Source organism: Haemophilus seminalis, from assembly GCF_006384255.1.
Taxonomy (GTDB): Bacteria; Pseudomonadota; Gammaproteobacteria; order Enterobacterales; family Pasteurellaceae; genus Haemophilus; species Haemophilus seminalis.
The window spans coordinates 73228-85667 of sequence record NZ_VCED01000008.1 but is presented as its reverse complement, the minus strand read 5'-3'; the positions used below and the strand labels follow the sequence as shown (position 1 = coordinate 85667).

Below are 12440 nucleotides of genomic sequence, written 5' to 3'. Positions count from 1 at the left end.
TTTGTTAGATAATTTCATTGTTAGATTTGAAGAAACGTACTTTTTTGCCGTCTTCGAATCTAAAACCTACACGGTCAGCTTTATTTGTTTTAGGATTGAAAATCGCAACATTTGAAGCGTCAATTGCAGCTTCTTTTTTCACTAAACCACCAGCTTTTCCTAATGCAGGAACTGGTTTTTCATGTTTAGTAATAATGTTGATACCTTCAACAAACACTTTACCGTTTGGTAACACTTTAGTTACCTTGCCACGTTTGCCCTTATCTTTACCAGCAAGAACAATTACTTCATCATTTTGACGGATTTTAGCAGCCATTACATTCCCCTTACAGTACTTCTGGAGCTAAAGAAATGATCTTCATGAATTTCTCAGAACGAAGTTCACGAGTCACTGGTCCAAAAATACGAGTACCGATTGGTTGCTCAGTGTTATTATTTAAAATTACACAAGCGTTACCATCGAAACGAATAACTGAGCCATCTGGGCGACGAACACCCTTCTTGGTGCGCACAACAACTGCTTTTAATACATCACCTTTTTTTACTTTACCGCGTGGAATTGCTTCTTTTACAGTAATTTTGATGATGTCACCAATCGCAGCATAACGACGGTGCGATCCACCTAGAACCTTGATACACATTACGCTGCGAGCGCCTGAATTATCAGCAACATCCAGCATAGTCTGTTCTTGGATCATATTAGTGCTCCGTTAAGATTAAAAAAACACCCTTTCGGGACGAACCTGTTACCCTAAGGTAAACAGGCTGTTGAGTCTAGCAAATTCACCACTTAAAAGCAACTGAATTTTCAGTTTACCACTAAGATTAATTGTAATCACACAAAAAAAGAGCGGTCCAAAAACGTTGTTTTTTTTAACCGCTCTTTAACTAAAAATGCTGTTTACGACGTTCGACACTATAATCAGTTTGCAACGTAAAATCTCTAATCCAATTAGCTAACTCATCAAATTCAGATAAACCATTTTCATTTATTGGTATATATTGATATTTTTGCTTATTGCATCTATGTTCTGTTATAAACTTTATATACCTGTGCCAAACCTCAGGCTTAGTTGACGAACGAGAAAGCTGTTTTTTTATTTTTTCATATTCTTTTTCTTCATCAACATCACACCCTCCCGCTCTAGCATAATCATCACATAATTCTTTAGCAAGTCTTCTTACATCCCAGCCCACGTTTCGTAATAGAATCTTAAGTTCTTTTTTGAGTAATAATGATTGAACGCTCTCCATAATTTCCTCATTTTTATCAAATTGTCCCGATTTGTCCCCATCTCGCTGCTTATACTAGTTTCCACTAAAGCAATTGCTTTAGGACATTAAATTATGTTCATCAATAAAAGGATTTCGTTATGAAAATTCGAAAACAACTGTATCGGGAAACATTTTCTCTTTGTAATACACAAAGAACATCAGGCTCTCATCGTGAAAATGAACCACCAAGCGCTAAGATTAGAGGAAATTGATATGAAATATTCATCAGATAAACATATTAATCAATTTGTGACTCAACTTGTAAAAATTGGTTGGCTATTCACACGTAGAAGTAAGCATAGTTTACTCATCTCTCCAGATGGCTTGCAACATATTTTTGTTGCTTCATCTCCTAGCGACAAGCGTGCTTTTTTAAATATTAAAAAGCATGTGAAAAAATTTGGGTTTAAAAAATATTATAATGGAGCAAAAAATGAACGAGCTAGTTATTAATTGGCATATTACGGAAGCCTGCAATTTTAAATGCCAATACTGTTTTGCCAAATGGCAAAAACCATGTAAAAAAGAACTCTTGCGTTCTGATAATGATGTTTCTCAACTAATTGAACAATTTCAAACGCTTTTAACCTTAATTAATCACAAATATCAAAGCCACTTTGAACAAATTCGATTAAATCTTGTTGGCGGTGAAACTTTCTTATATCGTAGTGCAATAAAGAACATTATTATGCAAGCTAAAAAGCATAATATGATTTTATCCGCTATTACAAATGGTAGCAAATTAACTCCAGAATTAAATCAAATTATTGCCAATCAATTTAAAATGATCGGCTTTAGTATTGATTCAATTAAAGATAATACAAACCTACTTATTGGTCGCCAAACTAATAATAAAGCTATGGATTATCAGTTATTATTGCGGAATATTGAAATAATTCGCAGCATTAACCCAACTATTCAAATTAAAATTAATACTGTCGTAAATAAACATAACTACTCAGAATCATTATCGGAATTCATTTCACAGGTAAAACCAACAAAATGGAAAATATTTAAAGTTTTACCAATTATAAATGATGCTCTTTCAATTAATGATCAGCAATTTCACTATTTTCTTGAAAATCATCGCGAATTTGAAAATATCATTAGCGCAGAGAATAACGAAGAAATGACTCATTCCTATTTGATGGTTGATCCTTCAGGGCGTTTTTTTCAAAACATCGAACAGCAAACAGGTTATCAATATAGTGAACCCATTTTATCTGTTGGTATTGAAAAAGCATTTCAACAAATTCCATTTGAAATAGTAAAATTTTTACATCGTTACCACTAATACAATTTGCTCTCTGAAAAAGAGAGCAAATTAATCACATCTCTGATAATATTTACTAAAACTTTGTTTAAACTCATATTCTCCGCCACCTTTTCCTACTGTATTTATTGCTTTAGCTAACGCACATGCACAAATCTTTCTTTTTTCTAAGGTAGCATAATTTCCAATACAATTGCTCATTAATTGATATTCTACTTCAATAGGAAATCTTGTTTGTTCAACATAATCATTAAATTGATAACCCGCAACAGCACCTAAAATAACTGCTGTTACGGTTACTTTCTTAGCTCTTGTCCATTCCATTTTCTATCTCAACTTACTTAAACAAAATTTCACACATAATATACTTTTATTTATATTAAAAAAATCAAGTTTTTTTAACCGCACTTTAAAGCATAAAAAGCCCTAGCTTTCGCTAAGGCTTTTAATTTTTTAATGTAGAAAATTAAGCAATAACTGCTTTTTCAACTACACGAACTAAAGTCCAAGATTTGGTTTTTGATAGAGGGCGGCATTCGCGAATCTCTACGATATCACCAACGTTGGCTTCATTGTTCTCATCGTGTACGTGTAATTTAGTTGTACGACGGATAAATTTACCATATAAAGGGTGTTTTACCTTACGTTCAATAGCAACAACGAAAGATTTTTCCATTTTGTCGCTAACAACTTTACCTTGTACGCTACGAATTTTATCAGTCATTACTCACCCGCCTTTTCGGTTAATACAGTTTTTACACGTGCAATATCACGACGCACTTGTTTAGCCTGATGGGTTTGTTGAAGCTGACCGGTGGCTGTCTGCATACGCAACTTGAATTGTTCACCTAAAAGGTTTACTAATTCAGCATTCAGCTCTTCAACACTTTTTGTACGTAAATCTTGAGCTTTCATTACATCACCGTCTTAGTTACGAAAGTGGTCTTAACTGGCAATTTAGCAGCTGCTAATGCAAATGCGTTTCTTGCTACTTCTTCAGACACACCATCCATCTCATAAAGCACTTTACCCGGTTGGATTAAGGCTACCCAGTACTCAACGTTACCTTTACCTTTACCCATACGGACTTCTAATGGTTTTTCAGTAATTGGTTTATCTGGGAATACACGAATCCAGATTTTACCTTGACGTTTTACTGCACGTGACATTGCACGACGTGCCGCTTCGATTTGACGAGCGGTTAAACGACAACGACCAACTGCTTTTAAACCGTAAGTACCGAAGCTAACTTCAGTACCGCCCGCGATACCACGGTTGCGGCCTTTGTGAACTTTACGGAATTTTGTACGTTTTGGTTGCAACATTTAGCGTTTCTCCTTACTTACGACCTTTACCGCGAGGAGCCTTTTTAGGCTTGTCGGCAGGTTGTTGTTCTGATTGCGCAACGGCAGCCATTCCACCAAGAATTTCACCTTTGAAGATCCACACCTTCACGCCGATTACGCCGTAAGTTGTGTGAGCTTCTGCAGTGTTATAATCGATGTCCGCACGAAGAGTATGTAGAGGTACGCGACCTTCACGATACCATTCTGAACGTGCGATTTCTGCACCACCTAAACGACCGCTAACCTCAACTTTGATACCTTTAGCACCTAAACGCATTGCGCTTTGTACCGCACGTTTCATTGCACGACGGAACATTACACGACGTTCTAACTGAGAAGCGATGCTATCTGCAACTAATTTCGCATCTAATTCAGGTTTTTTCACTTCAGCAATGTTGATTTGAGCAGGAACGCCAGCGATTTTAGACACTGCGTTACGTAATTTTTCAACATCTTCGCCTTTTTTACCGATTACGATACCAGGACGAGCTGTGTGAATAGTTACACGAATACTTTTAGCTGGACGCTCAATAGTAATACGTGAAACTGAAGCATTTGCTAATTCTTTATTTAAGAATTTGCGTACTTTGAAATCGCCTTCAAGATTATCAGCGAAGTCTTGTGTATTCGCGAACCAAGTAGAGCTCCAAGGTTTAACAATACCTAGGCGAATACCATGTGGATGTACTTTTTGACCCATTGCTATTCCTCTACTTATTAACGATCTGACACAACCACAGTAATGTGGCTAGTACGTTTTAAAATACGATCTGCACGACCTTTAGCACGTGGCATAACACGTTTCATGCTAGGACCTTCGTCAACGAAGATTTTAGCAACTTTAAGATCATCGATATCTGCACCGTCATTGTGCTCTGCGTTTGCAATAGCTGACTCTAAAACTTTCTTCACTAAAGCTGCTGCTTTTTTGTTAGTGAAAGTTAAGATTTCTAGTGCTTGCGCAACTTTTTTACCACGAATTAAATCGGCAACTAAGCGAGCTTTTTGGGCAGAAGTGCGAGCGTAACGATGTTTTGCGATAGTTTCCATCTATTTACCTCTTATTTCTTAGCTTTCTTATCTGCCGCGTGACCGCGGTATGTACGAGTCGGTGCAAATTCACCAAGCTTATGACCGATCATTTCATCAGATACATAAACAGGAACGTGCTGACGACCATTATGGACTGCGATGGTCAATCCGATCATTGATGGAATGATCATTGAACGACGGGACCAAGTTTTGATTGGTTTTTTATCCCCGCTTTCCACCGCCTTCTCTACCTTCTTCAACAAGTGTAGGTCAAGGAAAGGACCCTTCTTGAGAGAACGTGGCATGGCTAATCCTCTTTAATTTAATCTATTATTTGCCACGACGACGTACGATATATTTATCAGTACGTTTATTGTGACGAGTTTTCTTACCTTTGGTTTGAACGCCCCAAGGAGTTACTGGGTGTTTACCAAAGTTACGACCTTCACCACCACCGTGTGGGTGATCTACTGGGTTCATTGCAGTACCACGAACTGTAGGGCGAATACCTCTCCAGCGGTTAGCACCAGCTTTACCCAATACGCGAAGCATATGTTCTGAGTTACCAACTTCACCGATTGTTGCAACACATTCAGCTAATACTTTACGCATTTCACCTGAACGTAAACGTAAAGTTACATAGTTGCCTTCACGTGCGATGATTTGTACATAAGCACCAGCAGAACGAGCGATTTGACCGCCTTTACCTGGTTTTAATTCAACGTTATGTACTGTTGAACCAACTGGGATATTACGCATTGGTAATGAGTTACCCACTTTAATTGGTGAGTTTACGCCAGCTTGGATTTGATCGCCTACTGACAGACCTTTAGGTGCTAAGATATAACGGCGTTCACCATCTTTATAAAGCACTAAAGCAATGTTAGCAGAACGGTTTGGATCATATTCTAAACGCTCAACAACCGCTGGGATGTCTAACTTGTTACGTTTGAAATCGATTAAACGGTAGTGTTGTTTATGACCGCCACCAATGTGACGAGTAGTAATACGACCATAGTTGTTACGACCACCAGTTTTAGATTTAGTATCTAGAAGAGGTGCGTAAGGTTTACCCTTGTGTAATTCAGGGTTCACGATTTTAACAACGTGACGACGACCAGCGGAGGTCGGCTTACATTTAACGATAGCCATTCTCTAATTTCCTCCGATTACTCTGCACTGTCCACGAAGTCCAAGTTTTGGCCTTCGGCTAAAGTTACATAAGCTTTTTTCCAGTCGCTGCGACGACCCATTTTGCTACCACGGCGTTTAGTTTTACCTTTAACAACCACGGTACGAACAGAGTCAACTTTTACTTCAAATAATTGAGCAACAGCAGCAGCAATTTCAGCTTTGTTCGCATCTAAAGCAACTTTAAGTACAACAGTGTTAGATTTTTCAGCATTGTTAGTTGCTTTTTCAGAGATGTGCGGTGCACGTAGCACGCTTAGCAAACGTTCTTGACTCATGCTAGGATCTCCTCAATTTGTTTCACAGCGTCAACAGTAACAATCACTTTATCGAAAGCGATTAAGCTAACTGGATCGATACCTTGAACATCACGTACATCAACTTTGTATAAGTTACGTGCTGCTAAGAATAGATTTTCATCTAAACTTGCTGTGATAATTAATGCATCTTCAACTGCTAAATCTTTTAATTTTTGTACTAAAACTTTAGTTTTTGGTGCATCTAATTCGAATTTTTCAACAACAACCAAACGGTCTTGACGAACTAATTCAGAAAGAATGCTTTTGATAGCACCACGGTACATTTTCTTGTTCACTTTTTGGCTGTGATCTTGTGGTTTAGCCGCGAAGGTTATACCACCAGAACGCCAGATTGGTGATTTGATATCACCAGCACGAGCACGACCTGTACCTTTTTGACGCCAAGGTTTTTTACCTGAACCAGACACTTCAGCACGAGTTTTTTGCGCACGAGTACCTTGACGCGCACCTGCTGCATAAGCAACAACAACTTGGTGGATCAACGCTTCGTTAAACTCACGTCCGAAGGTAGTTTCAGAAACAGTTAGTGCGCTTGCACCTACAACTTGTAATTCCATCTCTATCTCCTAGACTTATGCTTTAACTGCTGGCTTAACGATAACATCGCCATTGATAGCACCAGGTACAGAACCTTTTACTAATAGCAATTTACGCTCAGCATCTACACGAACAACTTCAAGTGATTGAACAGTTACACGTTCAGCACCTAAATGTCCTGCCATTTTTTTACCTTTAAACACACGACCTGGAGTTTGGTTTTGACCAATAGAACCAAGTACACGATGTGATAAAGAGTTACCATGAGTCGCATCTTGAGTACGGAAGTTCCAACGTTTAACACCACCTTGGAAACCTTTACCTTTAGAAGTACCGGTAACATCTACTTTTTTAACATCTGCAAAGATGTCAACATTGATTTCTTGACCTAAAGTGAATTCTTCACCTTCAGTACGAAATTCCCATAAACCGCGACCAGCTTCAACACCTGCTTTCACGAAATGACCTGCTTCAGGTTTAGTTACTCGATTCGCTTTTTTAGAACCAGTAGTAACTTGAACTGCAGTATAGCCATCGTTTTCAAGAGTTTTAACTTGAGTTACGCGGTTGGCTTCGATTTCGATAACGGTAACTGGTACAGAAACACCGTCTTCATTGAAGATACGGGTCATACCAACTTTACGACCGACTAAACCAATCATTGTAATAACCTCTTAATTAACCTAGGCTGATCTGCACGTCCACGCCGGCAGCCAAATCTAAACGCATTAATGCATCAACAGTTTTTTCTGTTGGCTCTACGATATCTACTAAACGTTTGTGTGTACGAATTTCGTATTGGTCACGTGCGTCTTTGTTTACGTGTGGAGAAATCAACACGGTGAAACGCTCTTTACGAGTTGGTAAAGGAATTGGACCACGAACTTGTGCACCAGTACGTTTAGCTGTTTCTACGATCTCCGCAGTAGATTGATCGATCAAACGGTGATCGAAAGCTTTTAAGCGGATACGGATTCTTTGGTTCTGCATTAGACCAGAGCTCCAATAAAATTTAGCTAATAAAAAACTAACACCAATCACAATTCTAACTTCAAAATAGAAAAGGAGGTGCAAGTTACCTGTTATATAGTCTCCAAATCGGAAACATTGTTTAGCGTGACATATCGTCATGCTCGTTTAATAAATGATTACATTAAACGGCTTTCATATTGAAAGCTCGCAAATACTACACAAAAGTTAAACAAATTGCAAGGGATTTATTCAAAGCAAATAAAAAGTGCGGTCATTTATCGCCGTATTTTCTCATCAAAAAACACTTAGAAAAATCACCGCACTTCACATATTAAAATTAATGATGGTTATCTAATAGCGTGATATGTCGTTTTGCTACAATCCACGCACCAACATATCCCATAATTAAACAGCACACTAATAAGAATACAAACTCGCCAACGCCTAATCCATTCAAACTGAATTGGACGGCAAAAATATCCGTTACATATTTCACTGCAGAAGTAAAATAGCTGATAATAAAGCTACTAAAAATTGCTGCAACTAACCCACCTAACACGGCATAAATCATCCCTGTATAAAGATAAGGACGAAGAATAAATTGATCTGTTGCACCAAGCAATTTCATCACATCAATACTTGATCGGCTACTGTACACATCAGAGCGAATGCTGTTACCAATAACCAAAAATACCGCTATCGTCATTAATACAGTGCAGAAAATTGCCACATGGGCGATTAACCAAGAAAGTGCGGTTAATTTTTCCATCCAATCGTTATCTAAACGAACTTCTTGTACCCCTTTAATTTTAGTTAAATTGGTACGTAACTCATCACGTTTTTCTGAAACATTAAATTCGCTCGTTGGTTTTACCATAACGACAGCAGGTAATGGATTATCATCTAGAATTTCTAACTCTTCGCCAAAGCCTGACCAGCTTTTAAATTCCTTTAAACTTTCTTGGCGAGAAACATAATTCAATGATTCTACCCCTTCTTGCTGACGAATTTTCTCTACCACTAAATTCGCGTCTTCTTCACTTAAATTTTTGTGAAGATAAATCGTCAATTCACTTTCTGGATAAAATTGCGTGGTCGCTAAATGTAAATTTTTCCACATTAAATAGCTCACGGTTGGGATCGTCAGAGATACAGCAATCACCAAAATCGTGAGTAGTGTGCCAAATTTACGTTGCCATAAATCCGCCCATACTGCACGCAAAGTATAGGCTGTTTGAACAAAAAAGGATGCATCCGTTGGTCGGCTCATGATTATTCCTTAATAACGTAAATAACCTTGTTCAAGCACAAGACAAGGTTTTGGTTTTTGTTGAATTAAATTAATGTCGTGAGTAGCAATTAACACAGTCATTCCTAGACGATTAAATTCTTCAAACAAATTAAAAATGCCTAAAGAAAGTTCATCGTCTAAATTACCCGTTGGTTCATCTGCTAGTAAGAGTTGAGGTTTATGCACAATCGCACGTGCAATATCCACGCGTTGCTGCTCCCCACCAGAAATTTGTGGTGGCAAATAGTGCGCTTTATTACGCAATCCTACACGGTCTAAAGATGCCATCGCTCGTGTATGCGCATCTTTTGGATGCATACCTGCAATAATCAATGGCAATGCTACATTTTCCACCACCGTACGATCTGTTAATAAACGATAATCTTGGTGAACCATGCCAATTTGGCGACGTAGAAACGGAATTTCATATTTTGACAAGCGAGTAATATCGTGTCCGTTAAACCAAATTTGACCCGCGTTGGCTTTTTCCATACCCATAATAAGCTTGAGCAATGTACTTTTCCCTGCGCCTGAATGTCCAACCAAATAAGTCATACTTCCCACAGGAAGATGAAAATTCAAGCCTTGTAACGCTGGCTGCGTTGCACCATGATAGGCTTTAGAAACATTTGAGAATTTAATCACAATTTTTCCTTATTCTTTTTATTCTTCTTCGTGAACGAATAATGCCTCAATAAATTCTTTGGCATTAAACTCACGTAAATCTTCAATTTTCTCGCCTACACCGATATACCGAATAGGCAACTTAAACTGATCGGCTATAGCAAAAATCACGCCTCCTTTTGCCGTGCCATCTAATTTTGTTAGAGATATCCCTGTTAAACCCACAGCTTCATTAAATAATTTCGCTTGGCTAATAGCATTTTGTCCCGTGCCAGCATCCAGCGTAAGCATAATTTCATGTGGCGCAGTTTCATCATATTTTTTCATAACACGAACAATTTTTTTCAGTTCGTCCATTAAGTTATTTTTATTTTGCAGGCGACCCGCCGTATCCGCAATAAGAATATCAATATTGCGTGCAGCCGCTGATTGCATCGCATCAAAAATCACCGATGCAGAATCAGAACCGGTGCTTTGGGCAACAACTGGAATATGATTACGCTCGCCCCAAACTTGAAGCTGCTCAACGGCCGCAGCACGGAAAGTATCGCCCGCCGCAAGCATCACTGATTTTCCTTCAGCCTGAAATTTACGTGCAAGTTTACCAATTGTCGTCGTTTTACCCACGCCATTTACACCCACCATTAAAATTACGTAAGGTTTCTTCGTAGTATCAATCACAAGAGACTGTGCCACTGGCTCAAGAATATCCGCCATTTCTACTTTTAGTTGTTGATATAAAAGCTCAGCATCTTGTAATTCTTTGCGACTTGCATGCTCAGTCAAATTTTTGATAATTTTACTTGTTGTCGGCACGCCAATATCCGCAATCAAAAGTTGTTCTTCTAATTTTTCAAACAACTCATCATCAATTTTCTTTCCTAAGAAAAAACTACGAAAACCCGCGCCAATATTTTGTTTAGTTTTCAGTAATCCCTTAACTAAACGACTAAAAAATCCCCCTTCACTTGGCTTTTCGCGAGTTTCAATTTCAACAACAGGCTGAAGCTCATCTTTAATATCTTCAACAATTTCAGATTCAACCACTGTTTCTGTAATCGGAAGGTCATCTTCTAAATTTTTCGCTTCGATGATTTCTTCGACCGGCTCAAGTGCGGTTGAAATTTCCTGTATTTTTTCTTCTTCAACAATTTCATTCGTCTCAATGCTTTCTGCTAAAAACGGCTCAGAATCCACCGCACTTTCTACTGCCTCTAATTCAGACGGTTCTTCAACTAAATCATGAGTTTCAAGTTTTTCAATAGACGGCTCGATATCTGTAATATTTTCTTCTTCTATTATCGGCTCAATTTTAGGTTCATCTTGCTTTTTATTACGCCCAAATAACGATGCCCAAAATCCGCCTTTTTTATTTTCTTCAGCCATAAAATGCTCTCTTAACTGTAATCCGATAAAAATGTCGTTTATTCTAGCAAAAAATCGTCTAAACTAAGCACAATTTTCAATAAAAATCGAATCTTTATGAAAAAAATACAAACGCCAAATGCAAAGGGCGAGGTTCGCATTATTGCTGGACTGTGGCGAGGGCGAAGACTTCCAGTATTAAATTCAGAAGGCTTACGCCCAACTGGCGATAGAGTGAAAGAAACGCTTTTTAATTGGTTAATGCCTTATATCCATCAGTCTGAATGTTTAGATGGCTTTGCGGGGAGTGGCTCATTAGGTTTTGAGGCACTTTCTCGCCAAGCGAAAAAAGTGACTTTTTTAGAATTAGATAAAACCGTCGCCAATCAATTAAAAAAGAATTTACAAACGCTCAAATGCTCATCAGAACAGGCTGAAGTAATTAATCAAAGTAGTTTGGATTTTCTAAAACAGCCACAAAATCAACCGCACTTTGATGTCGTGTTTTTAGATCCACCCTTTCATTTTAATTTGGCAGAACAAGCAATTAACTTGCTTTGTGAAAATAATTGGCTAAAACCCAATGCGTTAATTTACGTAGAAACAGAGAAAGATAAACCACTCATCACACCTGAAAACTGGACGTTATTGAAAGAAAAAACAACGGGAATGGTGAGTTATCGTTTATATCAGAATTAGAGAAAAATTATGTTAGATATCGTTTTATATGAACCTGAGATCCCACAAAATACCGGTAACATTATTCGCCTTTGTGCCAATACAGGATTTCGCTTGCACTTAATTGAACCACTAGGTTTCACCTGGGATGATAAACGCTTACGCCGCTCAGGTTTGGATTATCACGAATTTGCGGAAATCAAACGTCACAAGACTTTTGAAGCCTTTTTAGAAAGCGAGAAACCCAAACGTCTCTTTGCACTCACAACAAAAGGCAGTCCTGCACATAGCCAAGTGAAGTTTGAACTTGGTGATTATTTAATGTTTGGCCCAGAAACTCGTGGTATTCCAATGTCAATTTTAAATGAAATACCTATGGAACAAAAAATCCGCATTCCAATGATAGCCAATAGCCGCAGTATGAACTTGTCTAATTCGGTCGCAGTAACGGTTTATGAAGCGTGGCGACAATTAGGCTATGAAGGCGCAATCAATTTACCTGAAGCCAAATAAAAAATAGGTGATCGATAAAATCA

Annotated in this window: 22 protein-coding genes; 4 read left to right on the top strand and 18 right to left on the bottom strand. The window is 38.2% G+C overall.

Features of this window, described 5'->3' with window-relative positions; translation table 11 throughout:
• Window positions 1-4: 4 nt before the first annotated feature.
• The 3 genes from rplX to FE813_RS09645 all read right to left on the bottom strand — a co-directional run bounded on the left by rplX (window position 5) and on the right by FE813_RS09645 (window position 1254).
• The gene (rplX, locus tag FE813_RS09655; protein ID WP_139990357.1) at window positions 5-316 is read right to left on the bottom strand and encodes a 50S ribosomal protein L24; all 312 of its coding nucleotides are present in this window, start codon (window positions 314-316) and stop codon (window positions 5-7) included.
• A gap of 10 nt (window positions 317-326) precedes the next feature.
• A complete protein-coding gene (rplN, locus tag FE813_RS09650; protein ID WP_005548786.1) occupies window positions 327-698 on the bottom strand; it encodes a 50S ribosomal protein L14 in 372 nt (123 codons plus the stop codon).
• Window positions 699-888: 190 nt separating this feature from the next.
• Window positions 889-1254: a hypothetical protein gene (locus FE813_RS09645; RefSeq protein ID WP_139990356.1), complete on the bottom strand. Its 366-nt coding sequence runs from the start codon at window positions 1252-1254 to the stop codon at window positions 889-891.
• Window positions 1255-1488: 234 nt separating this feature from the next.
• Here FE813_RS09645 and FE813_RS09640 point away from each other — a divergent pair, with 234 nt between their 5' ends.
• Together FE813_RS09640 and FE813_RS09635 are read left to right on the top strand one after the other, a co-directional pair.
• Window positions 1489-1728: a hypothetical protein gene (locus FE813_RS09640; protein ID WP_118861557.1), complete on the top strand. Its 240-nt coding sequence runs from the start codon at window positions 1489-1491 to the stop codon at window positions 1726-1728.
• Window positions 1709-2569 (top strand): viperin family antiviral radical SAM protein, encoded by an 861-nt coding sequence (locus tag FE813_RS09635; protein WP_139990355.1) that lies wholly within the window; start codon window positions 1709-1711, stop codon window positions 2567-2569. Before FE813_RS09640 ends, FE813_RS09635 begins: the two co-directional genes overlap by 20 nt.
• A 30-nt stretch (window positions 2570-2599) precedes the next feature.
• On the opposite strand, the gene FE813_RS09630 is transcribed toward FE813_RS09635, so the two are convergent.
• The 15 genes from FE813_RS09630 to ftsY form a co-directional block, all read right to left on the bottom strand.
• Window positions 2600-2872 (bottom strand): hypothetical protein, encoded by a 273-nt coding sequence (locus FE813_RS09630; RefSeq protein WP_118861555.1) that lies wholly within the window; start codon window positions 2870-2872, stop codon window positions 2600-2602.
• 142 nt (window positions 2873-3014) lie between these two features.
• Complete coding sequence (gene rpsQ, locus FE813_RS09625; protein ID WP_053465800.1) at window positions 3015-3272, bottom strand: 30S ribosomal protein S17; 258 nt, start codon at window positions 3270-3272, stop codon at window positions 3015-3017.
• Window positions 3272-3463: a 50S ribosomal protein L29 gene (rpmC, locus tag FE813_RS09620; protein ID WP_005625888.1), complete on the bottom strand. Its 192-nt coding sequence runs from the start codon at window positions 3461-3463 to the stop codon at window positions 3272-3274. Before rpmC ends, rpsQ begins: the two co-directional genes overlap by 1 nt.
• Window positions 3463-3873, bottom strand: coding sequence for a 50S ribosomal protein L16 (gene rplP, locus FE813_RS09615; RefSeq protein WP_005625890.1), 411 nt, complete (start codon window positions 3871-3873; stop codon window positions 3463-3465). Before rplP ends, rpmC begins: the two co-directional genes overlap by 1 nt.
• 13 nt (window positions 3874-3886) lie before the next feature.
• Complete coding sequence (gene rpsC / locus FE813_RS09610) at window positions 3887-4594, bottom strand: 30S ribosomal protein S3 (RefSeq protein ID WP_005625894.1); 708 nt, start codon at window positions 4592-4594, stop codon at window positions 3887-3889.
• 17 nt (window positions 4595-4611) lie between these two features.
• Window positions 4612-4944, bottom strand: coding sequence for a 50S ribosomal protein L22 (rplV, locus tag FE813_RS09605; protein WP_005625897.1), 333 nt, complete (start codon window positions 4942-4944; stop codon window positions 4612-4614).
• Between the two features lie 11 nt (window positions 4945-4955).
• On the bottom strand, window positions 4956-5231 hold the full coding sequence (rpsS, locus tag FE813_RS09600; protein ID WP_005539416.1) for a 30S ribosomal protein S19: 276 nt from the start codon (window positions 5229-5231) through the stop codon (window positions 4956-4958).
• 25 nt (window positions 5232-5256) lie between these two features.
• Window positions 5257-6078 carry a 50S ribosomal protein L2 gene (gene rplB, locus FE813_RS09595; RefSeq protein ID WP_005625898.1) on the bottom strand — a complete coding sequence of 274 codons (822 nt, stop codon included), beginning with the start codon at window positions 6076-6078 and terminating at the stop codon, window positions 5257-5259.
• 17 nt (window positions 6079-6095) lie between these two features.
• Window positions 6096-6395, bottom strand: a complete 300-nt coding sequence (gene rplW / locus FE813_RS09590) for a 50S ribosomal protein L23 (RefSeq protein WP_005625900.1) — start codon at window positions 6393-6395, stop codon at window positions 6096-6098.
• Window positions 6392-6994 carry a 50S ribosomal protein L4 gene (rplD, locus tag FE813_RS09585; protein ID WP_139990354.1) on the bottom strand — a complete coding sequence of 201 codons (603 nt, stop codon included), beginning with the start codon at window positions 6992-6994 and terminating at the stop codon, window positions 6392-6394. The genes rplW and rplD overlap by 4 nt, the downstream gene beginning before the upstream one ends.
• A 15-nt stretch (window positions 6995-7009) precedes the next feature.
• Window positions 7010-7636 carry a 50S ribosomal protein L3 gene (gene rplC, locus FE813_RS09580; RefSeq protein WP_005632753.1) on the bottom strand — a complete coding sequence of 209 codons (627 nt, stop codon included), beginning with the start codon at window positions 7634-7636 and terminating at the stop codon, window positions 7010-7012.
• A gap of 16 nt (window positions 7637-7652) precedes the next feature.
• Window positions 7653-7964: a 30S ribosomal protein S10 gene (rpsJ, locus tag FE813_RS09575; protein WP_001181005.1), complete on the bottom strand. Its 312-nt coding sequence runs from the start codon at window positions 7962-7964 to the stop codon at window positions 7653-7655.
• 319 nt (window positions 7965-8283) lie between these two features.
• Entirely contained in the window at window positions 8284-9216 is a 933-nt protein-coding gene (gene ftsX / locus FE813_RS09570; protein ID WP_106013880.1) for a permease-like cell division protein FtsX, read from the bottom strand.
• Window positions 9217-9225: 9 nt separating this feature from the next.
• Window positions 9226-9882 carry a cell division ATP-binding protein FtsE gene (gene ftsE, locus FE813_RS09565; RefSeq protein WP_005635730.1) on the bottom strand — a complete coding sequence of 219 codons (657 nt, stop codon included), beginning with the start codon at window positions 9880-9882 and terminating at the stop codon, window positions 9226-9228.
• Window positions 9883-9900: 18 nt separating this feature from the next.
• On the bottom strand, window positions 9901-11247 hold the full coding sequence (gene ftsY / locus FE813_RS09560; protein ID WP_180978727.1) for a signal recognition particle-docking protein FtsY: 1347 nt from the start codon (window positions 11245-11247) through the stop codon (window positions 9901-9903).
• A 96-nt stretch (window positions 11248-11343) separates the two neighbouring features.
• Here ftsY and rsmD point away from each other — a divergent pair, with 96 nt between their 5' ends.
• Entirely contained in the window at window positions 11344-11925 is a 582-nt protein-coding gene (gene rsmD, locus FE813_RS09555) for a 16S rRNA (guanine(966)-N(2))-methyltransferase RsmD (protein WP_139990352.1), read from the top strand.
• A 9-nt stretch (window positions 11926-11934) separates the two neighbouring features.
• Window positions 11935-12417 (top strand): tRNA (uridine(34)/cytosine(34)/5-carboxymethylaminomethyluridine(34)-2'-O)-methyltransferase TrmL, encoded by a 483-nt coding sequence (trmL, locus tag FE813_RS09550; RefSeq protein WP_139990351.1) that lies wholly within the window; start codon window positions 11935-11937, stop codon window positions 12415-12417.
• The last annotated feature ends 23 nt before the right edge of the window (window positions 12418-12440 follow it).

Excerpts from the sequence above, each read along its gene's own strand:
- rplX (WP_139990357.1), bottom strand. The coding sequence starts at position 316 with ATGGCTGCTAAAATCCGTCAAAATGATGAAGTAATTGTTCTTGCTGGT.
- rplN (WP_005548786.1), bottom strand. The coding sequence starts at position 698 with ATGATCCAAGAACAGACTATGCTGGATGTTGCTGATAATTCAGGCGCT.
- FE813_RS09645 (WP_139990356.1), bottom strand. The coding sequence starts at position 1,254 with ATGGAGAGCGTTCAATCATTATTACTCAAAAAAGAACTTAAGATTCTA.
- FE813_RS09640 (WP_118861557.1), top strand. The coding sequence starts at position 1,489 with ATGAAATATTCATCAGATAAACATATTAATCAATTTGTGACTCAACTT.
- FE813_RS09635 (WP_139990355.1), top strand. The coding sequence starts at position 1,709 with ATGAACGAGCTAGTTATTAATTGGCATATTACGGAAGCCTGCAATTTT.
- FE813_RS09630 (WP_118861555.1), bottom strand. The coding sequence starts at position 2,872 with ATGGAATGGACAAGAGCTAAGAAAGTAACCGTAACAGCAGTTATTTTA.
- rpsQ (WP_053465800.1), bottom strand. The coding sequence starts at position 3,272 with ATGACTGATAAAATTCGTAGCGTACAAGGTAAAGTTGTTAGCGACAAA.
- rpmC (WP_005625888.1), bottom strand. The coding sequence starts at position 3,463 with ATGAAAGCTCAAGATTTACGTACAAAAAGTGTTGAAGAGCTGAATGCT.
- rplP (WP_005625890.1), bottom strand. The coding sequence starts at position 3,873 with ATGTTGCAACCAAAACGTACAAAATTCCGTAAAGTTCACAAAGGCCGC.
- rpsC (WP_005625894.1), bottom strand. The coding sequence starts at position 4,594 with ATGGGTCAAAAAGTACATCCACATGGTATTCGCCTAGGTATTGTTAAA.
- rplV (WP_005625897.1), bottom strand. The coding sequence starts at position 4,944 with ATGGAAACTATCGCAAAACATCGTTACGCTCGCACTTCTGCCCAAAAA.
- rpsS (WP_005539416.1), bottom strand. The coding sequence starts at position 5,231 with ATGCCACGTTCTCTCAAGAAGGGTCCTTTCCTTGACCTACACTTGTTG.
- rplB (WP_005625898.1), bottom strand. The coding sequence starts at position 6,078 with ATGGCTATCGTTAAATGTAAGCCGACCTCCGCTGGTCGTCGTCACGTT.
- rplW (WP_005625900.1), bottom strand. The coding sequence starts at position 6,395 with ATGAGTCAAGAACGTTTGCTAAGCGTGCTACGTGCACCGCACATCTCT.
- rplD (WP_139990354.1), bottom strand. The coding sequence starts at position 6,994 with ATGGAATTACAAGTTGTAGGTGCAAGCGCACTAACTGTTTCTGAAACT.
- rplC (WP_005632753.1), bottom strand. The coding sequence starts at position 7,636 with ATGATTGGTTTAGTCGGTCGTAAAGTTGGTATGACCCGTATCTTCAAT.
- rpsJ (WP_001181005.1), bottom strand. The coding sequence starts at position 7,964 with ATGCAGAACCAAAGAATCCGTATCCGCTTAAAAGCTTTCGATCACCGT.
- ftsX (WP_106013880.1), bottom strand. The coding sequence starts at position 9,216 with ATGAGCCGACCAACGGATGCATCCTTTTTTGTTCAAACAGCCTATACT.
- ftsY (WP_180978727.1), bottom strand. The coding sequence starts at position 11,247 with ATGGCTGAAGAAAATAAAAAAGGCGGATTTTGGGCATCGTTATTTGGG.
- rsmD (WP_139990352.1), top strand. The coding sequence starts at position 11,344 with ATGAAAAAAATACAAACGCCAAATGCAAAGGGCGAGGTTCGCATTATT.
- trmL (WP_139990351.1), top strand. The coding sequence starts at position 11,935 with ATGTTAGATATCGTTTTATATGAACCTGAGATCCCACAAAATACCGGT.